The organism is Cypionkella sp. PAMC25878, assembly GCF_058135695.1.
In genome coordinates this window covers 724,543-744,022 of the sequence record NZ_CM176871.1, presented here as the reverse complement: position 1 = coordinate 744,022, position 19,480 = coordinate 724,543, and the positions used below count along the sequence as shown (strand labels likewise).

Sequence of the window (19,480 nt, the reverse complement as noted above, 5' to 3'; positions counted from 1 at the left end):
CTATTCGCGCGCGGCGGCGACCAAGGCGTTGGCGGCGTTCAGCAGCAGGGGAATATCGCCCCCGACGCCGAGCAAGGTCACGCCCATCTCGCGGTAATGTTTGGCAAGCGCCAGATCAAAGGTCAAAATCCCCGCCGCTTTGCCGCTGGCGATAATTTGGTGCATCGCGGCGTCGATGGCGGTTTGCACTTCGGGCGCGGCGGTGTTGCCCGGAAAGCCCATATCGGCGGCAAGATCGGAGGGGCCGATGAAGATGCAGTCGATGCCGGGGAGGGTCAGAATCTCGGGCAAGGCAACCAGACCCGCGCGGCTTTCGATTTGCAGGATCAGGCAGGTTTCCGCGTTGGCGGTCGCCAAATAGTCACTAACACGGCCAAAATCGGCAGCACGGGCCACCGCCGCACCCAAGCCGCGCACACCTTCGGGTGGGTATTTCATCGCGCGCACCATTTGCTCGGCATGGGCGGCGTTTTCGATCATCGGCACCATCACGGTTTGGATGCCAAGGTCGAGGACTTGTTTGACCAGATGCGTCTCGCCCACCGGAATCCGCACGACGGTGCTGGTGCGGGAGCCGACGGTTTGGGCTTGGATCAACATAGTGGGGATCGAGTTTGGACCATGCTCGCCGTCGATCAGCAGCCAATCAAAGCCGCAGCCCGACAGCAGTTCGGCGGAATAGGGGCTGGCGAGGTTCAGCCAGATACCGAATTGCGGGATCTTTGCAGCCAGCGCCGCTTTCAGGTGGTTTTTGGAGGCTGGCATGGGCGGTCCTTGCTGCTGGGGTTGTCGAAGCGGCGGTTGGGGATTTCATAGCACGAATGGCGGCACGGGACAGGGGGCGGATGATGCCGCTGCGCAACCGTCAGGCTTTGGCGGCTTGCGCCAATCGGCACAAAGGCGATAGTTGGGGGATGAGCCAGGAAAACCCCCCTCCGCGCGACACGCGCCATGCTTTGCCGATGGCGCTGTTGCGCGCGCGCGAGGCGGTGATGACGCGGTTTCGTCCGATGCTGGCAGCGCATGATATCAATGAGCAGCAATGGCGGGTGATCCGGGTTTTGGGTGAGGTTGAGGCCTTGGATGCTACCGAAGTTGCGGTGCGGGCGAATATCCTTGCGCCGTCCCTGACGCGGATGATCAAGGCGATGACCGAGCGCGGCTTGATTGCGCGCGCGCGCGATGCCAGCGATGGGCGGCGGGTGATGCTGTCGATTGCACCCGAAGGGCGGGCATTGTTGGGACTGGTGGCACCGGATTCGACGGCGATTTATCGGCAGTTGGAGGCAGATTATGGCCCCACCCGCACGGCGCAACTGATCGAGATGCTGATTGCGCTGGCGGATTTGGCCGAGCCAAAGGCCGATTGAGCCGTTAAACCGAACTGTGCCGTTCAAATAGCGCGGCCAAAGCGATGCGCTGCATTGACCTTTGTGGCAAAGACATAAATTCTTGGTGATCGAAACAGATAAAGCGGAAGCCTGCGCATTGCTGCGGATTTTCGGAACCAGTCAGGGTTGCACTCATGTCATTTTTTACCGCCCATCGGATCACTGCCATTGTCGTTTTTGTCGCCGCCGCCGCTTGGGTGGCAACCGGGGAATTCTCGGCTGTGGGCAGCGAGGAATTGAAAAAGGACGCGACTGCTCCGGCTGCGGAAGCCGGTGCGACTGAGGCGGCGGAAACTGCGGGAACCGAGACTGCGGCAGCGCGGCGCACGGTGGCGGCGGTGGCACCGATGTTTATCGACTATGCGCGGGAGATCCGGATTTCGGGGGCGACCGAGGCGGATAAGCAGGCGGTGCTGGCGGCGCGGGCTTCGGGGATCGTGCATAAGCTGGGTGTCGCGCAGGGCGGCGAGATTGCGGCAGATGCCTTGGTGGTGGAGTTGGAAGGCTCGGAAGTGATCGCCGGGGTGGATACCGCGCAGGCGGCTTTGGAGCAGGCGACGGAAACTTTGCGGGTGGGGCAGGCTTTGTATGACAAGGGTAGCCTGCCCGAGTTGGAGTTGATCACCCGCAGGGCTGCGAAGGCGGCGGCAGAGGCCGGGTTGTCGCAAGCCAATGCGGCGCAGGATCGGCTGCTGCTGAAAGCGCCGTTTGCCGGGACCGTGGATACGGTGGATGTGGAATTGGGCGAATGGGTGCAGACCGGGGCGGCGATTGCCACGATTCTGGCGCTGGACCCGATTGTGGTGAAGGCGGAAGTCAGCGAGCGCGATGTGGCGTTTGTGACCATCGGTTCGAAGGCCAAGGTGCGGCTGGTGGACGGCGTTGAGATGGAGGGCGTGGTGCGGCATGTGTCGGCGCAAGCCTCGGAGAAAACCCGGACGTTTGGGGTTGAGGTGGCCTTGCCGAACGGCGATCATGCGATCCCGGCGGGGATGACGGCAGAGGTGCGGCTGTATACGGCGGCGGTGCCTGCGGTGGTGGTGCCGCGGTCAATCATCACGATCAATGAGGATGGCGTGATCGGGTTGCGGGTGGTGGGGCCGGACAACAAAGCGGCGTTTGCGCCAGTGACGGTGATTGATGATGGCGAAGCGGGGATGGTGGTGACCGGGGTTCCGACCGATCTGCGGGTGATCGTGGCGGGGCAGGATCTGGTGTCGGATGGCGATGTGGTGACGGTGTCGGAGCTGACCCCGGCGCAAGCGGCTGAGGCGCTGAAATGAAGCTGGTCGAACTTGCAATCCGCAATGCGCGGCTGACGCTTTCGGTGCTGATCTTCCTGATCTTGTCAGGGGGGCTGGCCTATTACTCGATCCCGAAAGAGGCGGAGCCGGATATTCAGATTCCGATCATCTATGTCTCGATGTCTTTGGATGGGATTTCGCCTGAGGATTCAGAGCGACTGTTGCTGCGGCCGATGGAAACCGCGCTGAAGTCTATTCAGGGCATCAAGAAGATGACCGCGACCGCCTATCAGGGCGGCGGCAACGTGTTGCTGGAGTTTCAGGCCGGGGCGAATCTGGCCAAGGCGAAGTCGGATGTGAAGGATGGCGTTGATGATGCGCGGCCCGATCTGCCTGCCGAGGTCGATGAACCTACGGTGAACGAGGTCAATCTGTCGGAGTTTCCGGTGCTGGTTGTCACTCTGTCGGGCGATGTGCCGGAACGCACGCTGAACGCCACGGCGCGGGCGTTGCGCGACCGGATTGAGGATATTCCGGGCGTTCTGGATGCCGCCTTGCAGGGTGTGCGTGATGATGTGGTTGAGATCGTGATTGATCCGGCGAAGTTGTCATCCTACGGGCTGCGGCCCGATACGATGATCGCCGGGTTTAATGCCAACAATCGGCTGATCGCGGCGGGGTCGTTGGAGGGCGCCGAGGGGCGCTATGCGATCAAAGTGCCGTCGCTGATTGAGACCGTGCAGGATTTGGCCGGGCTGCCGGTGGTGGCGGAAGGCAATGCGATTGTGCGGGTCAGCGATCTGGCGGAAATCCGGCCTGCGCTGAAAGACCCTCAGACCATCACCCGGCTGGATGGCAAATCGGCGGTGGCGATTGAGGTGTCTAAGCGGATCGGCTCGAACCTGATTGACACGGTGGATAAGGTGAAGACCGTGACCGCCGAATTGCAAAAGCAGATGCCGCCGGGGGTGGTGGTATCGTTTTCGCAGGATAAGTCGACCACGATCCGGCAGATGCTGTCTGACTTGCAAAACTCGGTGCTGACGGCGGTGGTACTGGTGTTCATCGTGATTCTGTATGCGCTGTCGGTGCGGTCTTCGATCCTGATCGGTTTGGCCATTCCATCCTCGTTCCTGATGGGGATTTTGGGGCTGCAAATGGCGGGGTTGACGGTGAACCTTGTGGTGTTGTTCAGCCTCATCCTCGCCGTGGGGATGCTGGTGGATGATGCCATCATCGTGGTGGAATATGCCGAGCGCCGGATGGGCGAGGGCATGGACAAGCGCGATGCCTTTGCCGAGGCCAGCCATCGGATGGCGGGGCCAGTGATCGCCTCGACCCTAACGCGGATCGCGGCGTTCTCGCCCTTGTTGTTCTGGCCGGGGGTGGTGGGAGAGTTCATGAAATACATGCCGATCACGCTGATCGCGACTTTGTCGGCGTCGATGCTGTATGCGCTGATCTTTGTGCCAACCTTGGGCGCGATCATTGCCAAGCCGTTTGCGCATCCGCCCCAGCATAAGGACGGAGCGTATATGTGGGTGGTGGGAAAGGCTATTCGGCATCCGTTTACCGTGTTGTTTCTGGCGGTGGCGACACTGGTGGCGGTGCCTTACAGCTACACTAAGTTCGGCAACGGGGTGGAGTTCTTCCCGAATGTCGAGCCGGATTATGGCCTTTTGTATGTGAAGGCGCGCGGCAACCTGTCGATTGACGAAAAGGACCTGTTGGTGCGTCAAGCCGAGTCTCGGATGCTGGGCTGGCCGGGGTTGAAGACGGTTTACACGCGGGTGGGCAGCGCTGGACAGGGCGGCGGTGAAGCGCCTGCCGATACGATTGGCACCATTCAATATGAGTTTATTGATTGGCGTGAGCGCAAGCCTGCCAATGATATTCTGGCCGATCTGCGGGTGGCGATGCAGGGCATTCCGGGGGTGGATATCGAAGTCTCGGTGCCTGCGGCGGGGCCGCCCACGGGGAAAGCCATTCAGATTCAGCTGTCGGCGGATGATCCGGCGGGGTTGAATGATGCAGCCCGCGCGATTGCGCTGAAGCTGAAGGCTATTCCGAATGTGATTGATGTGTCGAACGGTTTGCCCTTGCCGGGGGTGGATTGGGAGTTGCAGGTCGATCGGGGTGAGGCGGCGCGTTATGGCGCTTCGCCTGCGGCTGTTGGGGCTGTGGTGCAGATGGTGACATCGGGGCTGAAACTGTCGGAGTATCGCCCGGCGGGGTCGGATGATCCGGTGGATATCGTGCTGCGTCTGCCGCCCGAACAGCGCACGATTGCTGCGCTGGATCAGTTGCGGATTGAAACGCCGGATGGGCCGGTGCCGATTTCCAACTTTGTGACGCGAAGTGCGGCGGCGACCACGGGCACGCTGACCCGACTTGGTGGCGCGCGGACCATTACCGTGCAGGCCGGGATTGCAGCGGCGGAAGGCGTGCAGCCGGATCAGGTGCGCGGCGAGGTGCAGGCGATGATCGAGGCCGAGTTTGCCACTGGCGGCTATACCAAGGCCGGAATGCGCTGGAATATGGCCGGGGAAGATCAGGAGCAGGCGGAAGCCGGGGCGTTTTTGGCCAAGGCGTTTGGGGCTGCGGTCTTCCTGATTTTCGTCGTGCTGCTGGCGCAGTTCAACAAGTTTATTTCGGTGGGCTTGGTGCTGTCGGCGGTGTTGATGTCGACCATCGGCGTCTTCCTTGGCCTGATGATCATGGGCCAGCCGTTTGGTGTGGTGATGACCGGGATTGGGGTGATCGCCTTGGCCGGGGTGGTGGTGAACAACAACATCGTGCTGATCGCCACCTATGACCAGTTGCGGCATGAGGGCATGGATAAGATCGAGGCGGTGCTTGAGACGTGTCGTGAACGCGCGCGTCCGGTGGTGCTGACGGCGCTGACGGCGATTTTCGGGGTGTTCCCGATTGCATTCGGGCTGAACCTTGAGCTGCTCAGCCACGAGACGACGATTGGCGCGCCCTCGACGCAATGGTGGATTTCGCTGTCGTCGGCGATTGTCTATGGGCTGGCGTTTGCAACGATCCTGACGCTGATCGTGACGCCGTCGTTGTTGATGCTGGTCAGCCGCTCTAATCGTAGCTTGCGCGAAGGGCGGCGGTGGTTCTGGAAGAAGCGGTTTTCTTGAGCCGTTGAAATGAAAAGGCCCGCCGCACTGTGAGGGTGCGGCGGGTTTTTCTATGCCCGCTCTAGCGCGATGGCGATGCCTTGACCGACGCCGATGCACATGGTCGCCAGCGCGCGCTGACCGGGTTGCAGTTGCAAAGCGGCGGTGCCGGTGATGCGGGCGCCGGTCATGCCGAGCGGGTGGCCGAGGGCAATCGCACCGCCGTTGGGGTTCACACGGGGGTCGTCGTCGGCAATGCCAAGCGCGCGCAGGGTGGCGAGTCCTTGGCTGGCGAAGGCTTCGTTGAGTTCAATCACAGCGAAGTCGGATGGGGTGAAGTCCAGGCGGGCCATGAGTTTCTGGCTGGCCGGGATCGGGCCAAGACCCATCACGCGGGGGGCGACGCCTGCGGTGGCCCCGCCCAAGATGCGGGCGATGGGGGTGAGGCCGTGTTTGTGGGCGGCTGCGGCAGAGGCGATGATCAGGGCAGTTGCTCCGTCATTGACGCCGCTGGCGTTGCCTGCGGTAACGCTGCCGCCCTTGCGGAACGGGGTGCCGAGTTTCCCAAGCGCTTCGATGGTGGTGGCGCGGGGATGTTCGTCTTGGCTGATCACGATGGGATCGCCCTTGCGTTGCGGGATGCTGACGGGGGTAATTTCTTGGGCGAGGCGGCCATTGGTTTGCGCGGCGCTGGCTTTGGCTTGGCTACGGAGGGCGAATGCGTCTTGGTCGGCACGGGAGATCGCGCAGTCTTCGGCAACGTTTTCGGCGGTTTCGGGCATCGAGTCGGTGCCATATTGCTGTTGCATCAAGGGGTTGATGAAGCGCCAGCCGATGGTGCTATCGTGGATTTCGGCGGCGCGGGAGAAGGCGGTTTCGGCTTTGGGCATCACGAAGGGGGCGCGGGACATTGACTCGACGCCGCCTGCGATGATCAGATCGGCCTCACCTGCTTTGATCTGGCGGGCGGCGAGTAGGATCGCGTCCATGCCTGACCCGCAGAGGCGGTTGATCGTGGTGCCGCTGACGCTGATGGGCAGACCTGCGAGCAGGGCGGCCATGCGGGCGACGTTGCGGTTATCCTCGCCTGCTTGGTTGGCGCAGCCCATCACCACATCATCGACAGCGGCCCAATCGACGCCGGAGTTGCGAGCGATCAGGGCGCGCAGGGGGATGGCGGCAAGATCATCGGTGCGGATGGACGACAGGCTGCCGCCAAAGCGCCCGATCGGGGTGCGGATATAGTCGCAGATATAGACCTCGGTCATGGGGGGCTCCGGTGAGGCGGGAATTACTTTAAGTATAAAATATCTGCGCGCAATGTCGAGTGGAACATAGCGAAGGGGCAGAGGATTGCCCCCTGCCCCGTTCATAACTCTCTAAAGCCACCCGTTCCGTTATGGCGTTGTGGCGGGTTCTTCTTCGGTGGCCGCAGGGTCTTTTGCGTCCAGCGCGGGCCAGAGCAGACTTTGCTTGCCGCCGATTTTGGAATTGCTGAGCAGCTCAAACTTCGCCGCGAAGGTGGTGAACTCGGGTTCTTGCACCAAGGTTTCCAGCGGGGCGAGCCATGCGAATTGGAAGGCACGTTTCATCTCGGTGGCGGGGTCAAACTTTTGCGGCTTGTCGGTGATCGCCTCGACCAGTTTGGGGTCTTCGACGGCTTTCAGGGTGAAGCGGACGACGCGCAGCAGGGCGTTGTCGCAAGTGGCCAGCAGATCGGGATGCGTCGGTTGCAGCAACGCATTGGCGACGACCAAGGGACCAACGGCGTGGATTTGGTAGTGCAGCGCCAGTTTGCCGCGCCACATTTCATTCGGCAAAGCGCCTTCTGGGGTGGCGGTGCAAAGCACCAGTTTGACGGACTCGGCGGCCCAAGTGGTCATCGCCTCGTTGTTTTGCAGCAAGCCGACCTGCGCCGCAGCCAAAGCTGCCCAAGCGCGCAGGTTGTTTTCGCGCGATTTCGGCGGCGCTTCGGTGTCGAAAAACACCATGCTGGATTGCATCCGGGCGGTCAGCCAAGCTTCAATCTCGGGCTGGCGAGTGTCTTGGGTGGCAAGGCTGCGCACTTGGGCGTAGGCCATCGCAATGCCGCCAATCCGGCTGGGCACCGAGAGTTGCGCACCTTGGGATTTCATGTCGCCCAGTGCATTGGCTGCGGCCCAGTCGTGGATGCGATCGACCACGCAATCGGCGATCAGGGTTTGCTGGGCCAGATCGGGCGGGGTTTCGGAAGTGGCTTCGGCTGCGGGATCAACCGGAGTCTCTGGGTCAACCTCGGGTGCGGCGGTGATCTGAAGTGCTGCGTTGGCGTTTTTGACCAGAAGGTTGATGAAATCATCGACCGGATTCAGCGCAGCTTCGACTGCGGCGTTGGCTTCAGCGTCGAAATCAGAGCGGTTCTTGCTGTCATCCTTATAGCGGCTTGGGATGGCAAGCTCTGTCACCGGGGGGACCGGATCGAAGCAGGCGAAAGCTTTGACCTCCTCTGCTGCGGGTTCGGGGGCGGTTTGTGCGAAAGCGGTTTGGCTGGTGCTGAACAGCGCCAAGACCAAGACCGCGCGTGTGATGCAGGCGCTCATTGGCTGACCTCCGGTTGTAGTGTCAGGCTACGCACTTTGGCGCTGGCATCGGTATTGCCTGCGTCAGAGGCCTTTTGCAGCCAGACCAGCGCCTCTTGCCGCGAGGCGGGCACACCTAGACCGAAGGCCAGCGCGTCAGCATAGGTCAGCATGGCGGGGACATCGCCCGCGTCGGCGGCTTTGGATATCCATTGTGTCGAGGCCTCCAACTCGGCCGTCGATTTTGCGCTGAGCTGCAACAGCTTGCCGTATTCGCGCATCCCTGCGGGATTGCCGGCTTCGGCAGCGGTGCGGTAGAGTTTTGGCACGTCAAGCCGGGCATAGGCATTGTCTTGGATCGGCTGCGAGGCAACCGCCAGTCGGGAAAGCGCCCGGGGAATATCTTTGGGTTGGCTGTGGGTGACCAACGCGACGTAGAGATCGGCTGCCTTCACCGCGTTGAACTGCGGCGCACCCGCATCGCCGTAGACGTCAAGCAGACGGTGAATGGCGGTGGTGTTGCCGCCGTCATAGCCGCGCTGGTAGAAGGTCAACTCTGCGGTCTGCATCGTCTCGCCGCCATAAAGCCGCAGCAGATCGCCGAGTTGCACCAGCCGCCAGCTGTCATTTTCGCTGAGGAACTCGGCCACATCCACCCATTTCGTAAAGGCAGCCTGATCGCCCAACTGCCCCATAGCATCGGCGAGGGTTTTGATTTCGTCAAAGCTGCAATCGGTGGCGGTGGTGGCGCGGTGCATGTAATCGTCGCGACGCCCGAGGTCGGGCTGGAACGGCAATGCGAGCACAAGGGCGTCAAAGTCGCCGCGCGCTTCGATCACATCGGCGTAGGTGGTGTAGACGGTTTTCAGATCGGGAAAGCGTTTGGGGTCAAGCTGCGGCAGCAACCGCAATGCGGCACCATTGCCCATCTCGGCCATAGGCTCCACCGCCGCAAGCGCAGCGGCTGCGTTTTTCTGCGGATCTTGCTTGAGCAAGATCTCGGCCAGATCAACTTCGGCGGAAGTGTCGCCTTCGGCAATCGCTGCGCGCAGCATGATGGTGGGATCGCTCAGGTTCTGGCCGATTTCGGCAAACTTATGCTCCAAGCGTCCGCGTGCGGCGGTAACCCCTTCAAAACGTTTGGCATAGGACTCCCAGAAAGCGAGCTCATCTGGCGCGGCATTGCTGCGCGTCAGCACTTCCATATATTGCGCAATGGCCGTCGGGCGACCGTAAAGCGCCTGTGTTTGCAACCGCGCAATGTCTTGCGGGTTGGGATTGGCGATCAGGGCCAACAGATCGACCGGGCTGAATTCGACGGTTTTTGTGCCAGTGGCGGCGCTGATGCCTTCCCAATACTCCGCCTCTGTGCGCTGCGGAGCCTGTGGCGCACGACAACTGAAGGCGTCCTTCAGGCCGTTCATCGGGTCAATCTCACCGCCAGTGTGGACGGTGTCGATCACCGCGTCGATGACTTGGTAGAATTGCTTCGGCGTGTCGGCATAGCGGAACCGGATCGGGGTGAGGCGTTTGGTGGCGCTTGCCTCGCCCATCGCCTCGGCCTTTTCATAATAGGCGACAGCGGCGGATTCACCGCCCCAACGGCCTTTGTCCGCGATTTCAAAATCACCCAGAGCGATGAAAATCCAAGCCGGGGCATCGGCGCGTTTGGCGAATTCTTCCAGAGCGGCACGATAGGCGGGCTGGTAGGCGCCATCCAGTTTCGCTTCCGATTGCAGGAACAACGCGTTGCGCAAAAGGCCAGCACGGTCACCGAATTTGGCGGCTTTCTCGTACAGCGCGCGGGCGTGTTCGATGTCTTTCTTGCCGACCAAAGCGCCTTGTTCATACAGGCGACCCAGCGCCACCTGAGCATAGGGCAGGCCAGCGTCGGCGGCTTTGGTCAGATAGGCGATCAGGGTGTCGTTCGATTTCACCAGATCTTCCGAGCGCATATGCATCTCGGCGACTTTCCAAGCCGAGACGCCATCGCCCATATCGGCGGCAAAGCGGAACCATTTCTCGGCAAGACTTACGTCACGGGTGACGATGGTGCCGTTCATGTATTCACGGGCGATGCGGGCGACGCGGTCGCAGATCATCGGGTCCATCTTGCCGACCAAGGCACCGAAGGCCATGGTGACGGCGATGTCAGAGGGCACGTCCCAACCGGGAATTTGCGTGCCTTTTTCTTGCAATTCGACAATCTTCAGCAGCGCATCGGCGTTGCCGCCATAGCCTGCCGCGACCAGAAGTTTCAGACCTTTTTCTTTATCAACCGCGATGCCGGTGCCGTTCATCAGATAATCGGCAAGGATGTTTTGCAAGCGGGGCGAGCCGCCGTTTTCCGTCGCCATCAGCTGATCGACAAGGCGTTGGTTGGTCAATTCTTTCAGACGACCCGCCGCGATCAGCAGTTCTACCCGCGCCAGCAGGGCCTTGTCCGCGCCAAATTGCGGATCGACCGAGGGCATCAGGTTTTGGGCTTTTTCGATGGTGTCAAACCAACGGATTGCATCGGCATCCATCAGGCGGCGCAAATCGCGTTGAATGAGATCAGGGGCCATTTCGGGCAGGGTCTTGCCATCCCATGCGGCCCATTGAGCGGCGAGTTGTTCGTCGGGCGTGCTGGGCGCGCAGATCTTTTCCACCTCGATCCGGGGCGGCTCAAAGTTTACCGCGACGGTTTGCGGGGCTGCGGTTTGCGCAAAGGCGGGAAGGCCAGCCAGAGCGGCAAAGCAAAGCGGCAAGAACGGGCGGGAAAGCAGGGCTGCGGCGCGTGTCATGGTGTATCCTTTTGCCGATGTACCGCCGCGCAGAATGATCCGCGCGGCGGTTGGGCGATTAAGCTTAGTTGGCAAGCGTCGAGTTTGAACCCGCCACGGTGTAGTTGCCTGCAGAGCCGCGCAGCACAATCGCCACACCGCCGCGACGTTGCAGATCGACCGCAGGCAAGGAGGCCAGCACTTTGTCGCCGTCACGGACCTCAAAGTCCAAGGTCAGCGGGGCTTTCAACGCCACATTGGCCGCGCCGTTCATCGGCACGCCCGGCAGGGCCACCGCTTTGGCGGCAGGCACATACAAATCAACCTTCGGCAGATCGCTGAGGTTGAAGAAACTGATCACCGCTTGCGCCGGGTTCGACGTGATGTCTTCCGGCACCAGTGTTTTGGTGCCATCAGCGCCGATGATATAGGAGTAATACTTGCCTGCTTCGACCTTGACCGTGGCGTCATCCACCCCGGTCACCAGTTTGATCTCACCAGGTTTGGCGACAACAACGTAGCCGGAAATCCCGCCATCGAGTTGATCGAAAGTCTTGGTGTCGATCACCGCATTGGTTGGGGCGGCGGCGACCACGCGCACAAAGCTGGCACTGGGGTCGGGCACATCTTCATAGAGCCCGCCATCCTGAGCCAGCCCCGTCGTGGCATACATGCCGCAAAGCCCCGCACATAGGGCAATCAACCAGCTGCTATTCTTCTTCATGACGCGTCTCCTTTGGTATTCGCGCAGAAATTCAGGGTCGTGGAGTCACTGACGGGGCGATCGAAATGCACCGTCACTTTCGTAATATTCGGCATCGTGAAGGCCGACAGCCCAAGGTAGAAGTTTCCAGTAGAACGCAACCTTTGGCTGCGCTCTATTTTCGAGTGCCGGATTAATCCATCGGCGCCTTCGATGCTAAAATTGGCGATGCGCGGACCTTCGCCGCCGAAATCGGCAAAGATCGCATCATCAGCACCGACTTTGAGGCCTTCCAGCGAGGCCTCCACCGTGTTGGCATCCAGCTTGGTGATCGGCAAAGCGGTGGTGCAGGTATTGCCCGCTGCGGCGATCAGTTCTTCAATCGGCGCAGCACCATATTGCGCTAGGTTGTTGTAGATCGGATTTTCCCAGATCAGGAAGCGTGGGCGCTGTGCCTTGAATTCATCCGAGGTCATATACGAGGTCATCGAGCCGAACTGGTTGCCGCCGGTGATCGCGTAGTTGACGATCTCCAGTTGCGAATATTCCGCCAGAAAGCCCGCGAAATTGTTGATCGGGCTGTCGGAATACGAGGTGCCGACCAGGACCGCAGGCTGCACCTCGCTGGGGGTGGCGAAGATATCCAGGCCGCTCGCTGCCGCATCGGTGCTGGCAACGGCTTCGGTTTTATAGGCCATCGTCTCGGTTGGTGGCAGCGATTTCGCGCAATAGCCTTGCAGGGTGCGGCGCATCCCCGAGAAGGCGACTTCGGGCGCAATCGCGGTAGTGACGAAGGTTTGCTTCGGCAGATCGGCATAAGCCGGGTCGGCCTTGATATGCTCGGCAATCGCTTGTGCGCCCAGCCGCGCGCCTTGCGAGGTCCAGTGGAAGTCGTCGCCGAACAAGGCGCGCTCGCCGCCTTTGTTGTTGCGCAGGGCGGTCATCATATCGGGGGATTCGACACCCGCGGCGTTCAGCCGGGTGATGAAATCGGTGTAGATCGCATTCGCCACTTCGAGCTGAAAGCCATAGTCGGCGGCATGGGCGGGCAGGTATTGCGGCATCACCTGCGACTTTGTCGGAATGGTCACATAGATCAGCGTGGTGCCGTTTTCTTTCAGCACTTTCGCCAGCTGGCCCATCATATGCACGGTGCGTTCGTCCAGCGGATGCTGCATCCGCAGATCAGCGAAGGTGCGGAAGAACACACCGTCTTTGCCTTCAATCGCAGGCAGAATGGTGTTGAACTCATAGGCCGAACAATCGAAGTTTGAGGCGGTTTGCGCCAAGGCGGGCGCGGCTGTTAAGCCCAAGCCGAGTGCCACCGCGAGCCGGAAAGCTGCGTTCATTGGGAAACCTCCGTGGGGTCAGTGGCGTCAAGTCGGGCGAGCAGGGTCTGCGCCATCGCGACTTTGCCGGGTTCATTCGAGGCGATCATCAGCGCCAGTGCCGCGCGGGCGGCGGGCACATCGGGGGCGCTGCCGTCTTGCGGCATGATCGCAGCTTGCGCCAGTTTTTGCGCGGCATTGGCATCGCCTGCCTTGGCGGCCTGCATCAGCCATTTGCGCGACTCGGCGGTGTCTTGGGCAAAAGGTTGGCCAATGGCGTACATATCGGCAAGGCCAAGTGCGGCTGCGGTATTGCCAGAACGCGCCAGCTTGACCAGAGCATCCTTGCTGCTTTTGATCTGTTTGTCGGACAGGGTGACTTCCGGCGATTTCATCAGCGCGATCATGCGGCTCATGGCGAATTCGCGGCCCAGATAAGACGCCATCGCATAGTAATGCACGGCAGAGGGCAGCGCGCTGGTTCTGCCGCTTTCTTCCAGCTTGCGGGCGTAATAGAACGCGGCAAGGCCATCACCGGAATCCGCCAGTTCCTGCATTTCGCTGGCGGTCAATTCGTCCTTGGCAATCATACGTTTGTGCAGGGTTTCCAGGCGTGACAACACTGGGGCAACCGGAGGTTTGGCGGCTTTGGCGGCTAAACGCGCAGCCTTCTGCAGCGCCAACCTTTCGGCCAACTTCGCGGCTCTTTCTTCTTTGCTGGGATAGACTTTTGACACCACGGTCGGCGGCACCACACGATCTTCTGCCTGCACCCGCAACGGAGTCGCCATAAAGCTGGTCAGCAACACGCTGGCGATGATCAGAGATTTAATCTGCACTTGCCAGCTCCTGCCCGATTTTATGGCCGTCCCACAGCTTGGGATCGGTCAGGTAGCGTAGCGGAACTTCCCAGATCACCACTTTCGGTGGCGCGTCGCGGAAGCTGTCCGAGGCGAGGTATTTGTCCATCGGTTTGACCGGGCCAAGGCCCTGCTCGGCGGCGTTCAACACGTCTTGGTGCAGGTCGAGTTTCAGGGCTTCGGCAAAGCTCCAATGCGGATTGGCGCTGTAAGAGGTACCGATCAGCACGACATCGACTTGGGCGGCAGCGAAGATGTCGGAGGTGTCAGCGGGGGCTGCGACGACATAGGGGTTGGCGTCTTCACGATCCAAGCCCAACATCGGCGCGATGCCTTCGGTTGTGACGTAAGACACCAGATCGCCCGCGAATTCGGCTTTGGGTTCTTCGGTGCGCGTCATCTCGGCGGTGCCCAGCGGGATAAGGCCAGATTTCGCCACGGCGGCGGCCACGGTGGCGGCACCGTCGAGCGTCCAATGGGTATCGGTGGCGAAGAAAGCAGGTTTGGTTTTCACCAGTTCCACCAGCGGCGTGCGGGCATCGACGGTTTCGATTTGCGCGGCGTTCAGTTTCGCCAGCAGATCAGCGTAGAAGCCTGCCATCTCGGCAGAGAGTTCTGGCGCTGCGGCCTTAGCGGCTTGCACATCAACCTTGGCAGGCAGCGGCACCACGATCAGCTTGGTGCCTTGGGCGGCGAGCGTATCGCGGATCTCGGCGATTTTGGCGACGGAGGGCGACAGGCTTTTCGGCAAGGGCCGGGTTTCTTCTGTGGTGAACAGCCAGCCGTCTTTGCCCACGACCACGCCTTTACGGCCTTCGCCGATCAGCAGGTAGCGGGCCGCGCCCATCACGCCGATCGAAGGTTCGCGGTGCGGCATCGCGGTTTTGTACAGCGTGTCAAAGCTGTGGGTGACGGTGCCGCGCAGGGCGGCCACGTCAAACGCCGCCAGCTTGCCGCCGGGTTCTTCATAGACCGCCAGATTGGCGAAGGGGACGTAGCCGAAAAACATCACCGGCAGGAAGTAGCGAGATATCCGATAGAAGCGCTGCATGGCGATCCTCCTTCAGAACTGGAAATACAGGAAGGGCGAGAAGCTCGCCTCGGCCAGCTTCATGATCGCAAGCATGGCGATCAGCGACACAACTGCGACGGGCAGCAGCGAGGTGGCGGCGGTCAGCGTGCCATTGCTGCTGACGCCGATGCCTCCCTGCGGCGCGAAATACATATCTTTGCCGATGCGGTTGATGTGTGGTTCAGCCGCGCAATAGATCATCGCAATCACCAGCATCACCATGCTTTCGCCGCTGATCTGGAAGGCCACGTCCATCGGGATGGCAAAGCCGTGCAGGCCGATCATGCCCGCGTAAACATCCATCGCTTGGTGCATGTCGACAGCGCGGAAGGCGACCCAGCCGATCAGCACCAAGAGCAGGGTTTGCACAAGGCCGATGAAGGACGAGCGGTTGGCCCAGCCGGTGGCGCGCTCAATCGCGAGCCAAGCGCCGTGCCAGATGCCCCAAGCCAGGAACGTACCGTTCGCGCCATGCCACAGCCCACCCAGCACCATCACGATCATCAAGTTGACATAGGTGCGGGTCGGGCCAACACGGTTGCCGCCCAGCGGGATATAGAGGTAATCGCGCAGCCAGACCGACAGCGAGATATGCCAGCGGCGCCAGAACTCGGTGATCGAGCGGCTGATATAGGGCATGTCGAAGTTCTTGCGGAACCTAAAGCCCATCATCAACCCGAGACCCACCGCCATGTCGGAGTAGCCTGAGAAGTCGAAGTAAAGTTGCATCATATAGGCAATCGAGCCGAGCCACGATAGGGCCGCGCTTGGGTCCGGCGTGGTGAAGGCAACGTCGGCCAAGGGGGCGATGGTATCGGCCAGCAGCACCTTTTTGCCAAGGCCAACGATGAACAGGGCGAGGCCATCGGCAAACAGCACCAGCGAATGGGTGCGGTGTTTGAACTGATCGGCCAAATCCTTAAAGCGCAGGATCGGGCCTGCTACCAGTTGCGGAAACAGCGCGATGAAGGCCGCGAAATCGAAGAATTTCAGCGTCGCGTCGGCGTCTTTGCGGGTGACATCGACCAGATAGCTGATCGAGTGGAAGACATAGAACGACACACCAATCGGCAGGATCAAGCGCCAATGCACGCCCAAACCAGCGGCATCAGTGCCGAACAGTTGCGCGAGGCTGTCGATGAAGAAGTTGAGGTATTTGAACACGCCCAGCACGGCCAGACAGCCCGCCACCCCAATGCCACACCACATTTTCGCGCGCGGGGTGTCGAGGTTTTTGGCGATCAGCAGGCCGATGTAGAAGGTCCACAGGGTTGTGCCGAACAGCAGCAGCAGAAAGTCGAACCGCCACCAGCCATAGAACAGGTAGGACGCGAACAGGATCACCATCGAACGGCCCTTGGCGGGCGTCAGATAGTAGATGCACAGAAACAGCGGCAGGAATAGAAACAGGAAGGTTTCCGATGAAAAGACCATGAGGTTACTCCTGACTGCAGATCGAGGCGAAGTCGGCATCATCTGCCGCAGCGCTCGAAATCTGGAAAACAGCCGCGTGGTCGGTGCGGCCTGAGGTGAGGAATGCGGCCTGATGTTGGGCGAATTCACCGTCGAAAATGCGGGGTAGTTGCGCGCTCAGATCGTTGTCGCGCAGGGTGACAAGGTGCAAAGCCGCGCCGGTCAGACCGATCTGGTTTTGCGCCATCAAGTTGCTGTTCAACTCCATCCGCGCTTTGGTCAACTGCGCGCCAACGGCAATGGCAGAGCCTGCATTGCCGACCAGCGCATTGCCTGCGATTTGGACATATCCGGTTTTAGTCAAGCGCAGGCCGACCGCGCCATTGGCGGCGATGACGTTGTCTTGCACCGAAAGGCAGGAGGCGGTTTTGGCGGTAAGCCCGCTCTGCGCGTTGTCCAGCACTGCATTGCCGCGCAGGGTGATGCCAAAGCTGCCACCATCGACTTGCACGCCATTGCCCTGCCCGCCCAGCACCAGATTGCCCGCGATCAGCATATCTTTCGAGCGCGCGGTGACCCGAAGGCCGGCCCCGGCTTTGGTGTCGTAAATCGTATTGCCCAAGGCCGCGCCTTCGCCGACTTGCGCCAAGATCAGCGCGCCACCGCGCGATGCCAGAAACGCGTTCTGCGTCACCTGCGCGGCTTTGGTGCCGATCAGAGCAACGCCGCCGATATCTTCAAAGCGATTGTCGCGCAGCACCGATGGGGTGGTCGAGGCGAACAGGCCTTGGGTTGAGATCACGAAGCCCGCGAAGGGGCCAAGCTCGGCCATGCCCAAAGCTTGAAACGTATTGGCTTCGGCATAGACTTGGCCGGAGCCTGAGGTCAGCACGAAGGGGCGATACAGCGACTCGGGTGCGTCGGCGGCGACATCGCTGCGCAAAGTAGCCCCGCGCAGGTCAAGTTTGCCGAAATTCAGAAGGAAAGCGCCCTCTGCCGCCTGCATCTGCAACACATCGCCAGGGTGGATCAGCAAGGTCGCGCCCTGCCAGATCACCAGCGGACGCGATAGCGTGACAACGCCATCCGCCATCGCAATGCCCGCAATGCCCTGCGCTTGCGCCGCTGTCGCCAGATCTTGCAGACTGATCACGCCCGCGCTGATGAAAATCCCGGCCTTGCTGTTGTGCTGGGCCTGCTGCACGCGGAGCTGGTTGTTGGTGCCTTCCGAGATCGACAGCTGCGTAAGCGCGATCTGGGTATCCCCTGCCGCAACCTTGGCGGCATCGCCCGAAGGCAGTGTCACATCGGCAAAAGCTTGCGGACGGGGCGCAGGTTTCAAACCATAAAGCCCGGCAATCTGCGCCACCGCGTCATAGGCGAAGCCTTGGGGGCTCATCCCGCCGGCGTCTTGCTGCAATCCGGCGATGCCTGCGTGCAAGGCGGCGCTGTCGGCAAGCTTGGGGGCGGCTTGCCCTATGCTTGCGCTGAACAGCACAGCACTCGCCAGATATGCCCAGATGCGGGTCATCCTATTGCACCGCCCCGGTCACGGGTTTCAAAGGTCCGGATTTGGTGAACAAAGACGCCACGGCTTTGACGGTCGAGGCCGCCACTTCGGCGACATTCTCGGCGTCATAGGTCATCAAAAGCTGCATCGCGCGCAATTCTTTCGACCCGGTATTGGTCAGGGGCAAAGTCACATCGGCGGGAATGGTGACGCTGTCGCCGCGCGCAACCGCGACCATTTTGCCTTCACGCTCGTAAACGCCGCCGCCGTTGAGGAAGGTCAGCAGGCTGGGGCCGTGGCCGGTGCCGTTAACTTTCAGCGAAGCGCCGGGGGCCACGACCAGCATCCGCATATCATAGCCATCATCCTTGGCCAGCAACTCGACCTGCCCCCAGTTGGTATCGCGCAAAAGGTGGCTGGAGACTTCAGGGCGGTTCATGCCCTTGAGATGCTCGACCACTTGCTTGACGCTTTGGGCGTGATCGCGGTTCATTACCAAAAGTGCATCCGGCGTATCGACCACGATCATGTCGCGCAGACCGATCACCGCCACCAAGCGAGAGTCGCTTTGGATCAGCGAGTTTTGCGTATCCAAGGCAATCACGTCGCCGTTGATCACGTTGCCATGCTCATTGCGGGTGGAGATTTTCTGCACCGCATTCCACGCGCCAACATCATCCCATTGAATGTCCCGCGCAGGGGCCAAAGCGACGGCGGTGGAGCGTTCAAACACCAGCCGCTCGGTCGGTTCGGATTTGGCTTTGACGAAAGAGGTTTCCTCAAGATGCAACGCGCCGTTGATCAGCTTGCCCGCACTGACAGCGGCGGAGACGGCGTAGAAGGTTTCCGGCTCGAACCGGTGGAATTCTTCGATCAGTACATCGGCGCGGAACAGGCTGATCCCGGAAGCCCAATAGGAATAGCCACCGGAAATCAACGCCTGTGCACGCTCATAGGGTGGCTTTTCGATGAAGGTTTCGACCCGATGCAGTCCGGGATAGTTGGTATAGCCGCCGCCATCGACGATATAGCCGTAGCCGATTTCGGGGTAAGCTGGGGGGACGCCGAACAGCACGATGCGGCCATTGTCGGCGGCTTGTTGCATGGCGACCACGGTGGCGTTCAGATCACCGGTGATGATGTGATCCGAAGGCAGCACCAGAAGCTGCGCCTCCGGGTCTTCGGCGATCACCGACAGCGCCGCAGCCAGAACCGCCGGGCCAGTGTTGCGGCCCATCGGTTCAGCGATCACCGAACCCGTCAGTTGCAGATCGCGCATCTGACGCGCGACCAGCTGGGTCTGCCCCGCGCTGGTCACGATGATCGGTGACTTATACACGCCGCCGCGGTGACGCTGCAGGGTGGTCTGAAAATAGCTCAGACTGCCCTTGCCTTGCACCGGCTGAAACTGCTTCGGCTGCTCGACTCGGGACATCGGCCAGAGCCGCGATCCCATGCCACCGCACAGAACCAAGGGGTAAATCGACGTTTTCATTGCGCGCTCCGCT

General features: G+C 61.0%; 14 protein-coding genes. 3 read left to right on the top strand and 11 right to left on the bottom strand.

The genetic code is table 11. The features are described from left to right. Complete coding sequence (locus tag ACS5RD_RS03425) at positions 1–765, bottom strand: HpcH/HpaI aldolase family protein (protein ID WP_489930000.1); 765 nt, start codon at positions 763–765, stop codon at positions 1–3. 83 nt (positions 766–848) lie between these two features. Here ACS5RD_RS03425 and hpaR point away from each other — a divergent pair, with 83 nt between their 5' ends. The 3 genes from hpaR (at position 849) to ACS5RD_RS03410 (ending at position 5,784) form a co-directional block, all read left to right on the top strand. Next, complete coding sequence (hpaR, locus tag ACS5RD_RS03420) at positions 849–1,370, top strand: homoprotocatechuate degradation operon regulator HpaR (RefSeq protein WP_489929999.1); 522 nt, start codon at positions 849–851, stop codon at positions 1,368–1,370. A gap of 155 nt (positions 1,371–1,525) precedes the next feature. Beyond that, positions 1,526–2,674 carry an efflux RND transporter periplasmic adaptor subunit gene (locus tag ACS5RD_RS03415; RefSeq protein ID WP_489929998.1) on the top strand — a complete coding sequence of 383 codons (1,149 nt, stop codon included), beginning with the start codon at positions 1,526–1,528 and terminating at the stop codon, positions 2,672–2,674. Next, on the top strand, positions 2,671–5,784 hold the full coding sequence (locus ACS5RD_RS03410; RefSeq protein WP_489929997.1) for an efflux RND transporter permease subunit: 3,114 nt from the start codon (positions 2,671–2,673) through the stop codon (positions 5,782–5,784). The genes ACS5RD_RS03415 and ACS5RD_RS03410 overlap by 4 nt, the downstream gene beginning before the upstream one ends. A 50-nt stretch (positions 5,785–5,834) precedes the next feature. Here the strand turns inward: ACS5RD_RS03410 and pcaF are convergent, their stop codons facing one another. From pcaF to ACS5RD_RS03360, 10 genes are all read right to left on the bottom strand, one after another. After that, the gene (gene pcaF, locus ACS5RD_RS03405) at positions 5,835–7,031 is read right to left on the bottom strand and encodes a 3-oxoadipyl-CoA thiolase (protein ID WP_489929996.1); all 1,197 of its coding nucleotides are present in this window, start codon (positions 7,029–7,031) and stop codon (positions 5,835–5,837) included. A 129-nt stretch (positions 7,032–7,160) separates the two neighbouring features. Beyond that, positions 7,161–8,342, bottom strand: coding sequence for an alginate lyase family protein (locus tag ACS5RD_RS03400; RefSeq protein WP_489929995.1), 1,182 nt, complete (start codon positions 8,340–8,342; stop codon positions 7,161–7,163). Then, a complete protein-coding gene (locus tag ACS5RD_RS03395) occupies positions 8,339–11,107 on the bottom strand; it encodes a tetratricopeptide repeat protein (protein ID WP_489929994.1) in 2,769 nt (922 codons plus the stop codon). The genes ACS5RD_RS03400 and ACS5RD_RS03395 overlap by 4 nt, the downstream gene beginning before the upstream one ends. Before the next feature lie 64 nt (positions 11,108–11,171). After that, positions 11,172–11,810, bottom strand: coding sequence for an alginate O-acetyltransferase AlgF (locus tag ACS5RD_RS03390; protein ID WP_489929993.1), 639 nt, complete (start codon positions 11,808–11,810; stop codon positions 11,172–11,174). Continuing rightward, a complete protein-coding gene (locus ACS5RD_RS03385) occupies positions 11,807–13,138 on the bottom strand; it encodes an alginate O-acetyltransferase AlgX-related protein (RefSeq protein ID WP_489929992.1) in 1,332 nt (443 codons plus the stop codon). The genes ACS5RD_RS03390 and ACS5RD_RS03385 overlap by 4 nt, the downstream gene beginning before the upstream one ends. Then, complete coding sequence (locus ACS5RD_RS03380; protein WP_054006635.1) at positions 13,135–13,956, bottom strand: hypothetical protein; 822 nt, start codon at positions 13,954–13,956, stop codon at positions 13,135–13,137. The genes ACS5RD_RS03385 and ACS5RD_RS03380 overlap by 4 nt, the downstream gene beginning before the upstream one ends. Beyond that, positions 13,946–15,028, bottom strand: a complete 1,083-nt coding sequence (locus ACS5RD_RS03375; RefSeq protein ID WP_489929991.1) for an alginate O-acetyltransferase AlgX-related protein — start codon at positions 15,026–15,028, stop codon at positions 13,946–13,948. Before ACS5RD_RS03375 ends, ACS5RD_RS03380 begins: the two co-directional genes overlap by 11 nt. Before the next feature lie 12 nt (positions 15,029–15,040). Then, positions 15,041–16,483: an MBOAT family O-acyltransferase gene (locus ACS5RD_RS03370; protein WP_489929990.1), complete on the bottom strand. Its 1,443-nt coding sequence runs from the start codon at positions 16,481–16,483 to the stop codon at positions 15,041–15,043. A 4-nt stretch (positions 16,484–16,487) separates the two neighbouring features. Beyond that, on the bottom strand, positions 16,488–17,993 hold the full coding sequence (locus ACS5RD_RS03365; protein ID WP_489929989.1) for a right-handed parallel beta-helix repeat-containing protein: 1,506 nt from the start codon (positions 17,991–17,993) through the stop codon (positions 16,488–16,490). Position 17,994: 1 nt separating this feature from the next. Continuing rightward, positions 17,995–19,467 carry a mannose-1-phosphate guanylyltransferase gene (locus ACS5RD_RS03360; RefSeq protein ID WP_489929988.1) on the bottom strand — a complete coding sequence of 491 codons (1,473 nt, stop codon included), beginning with the start codon at positions 19,465–19,467 and terminating at the stop codon, positions 17,995–17,997. Positions 19,468–19,480 lie beyond the last annotated feature (13 nt).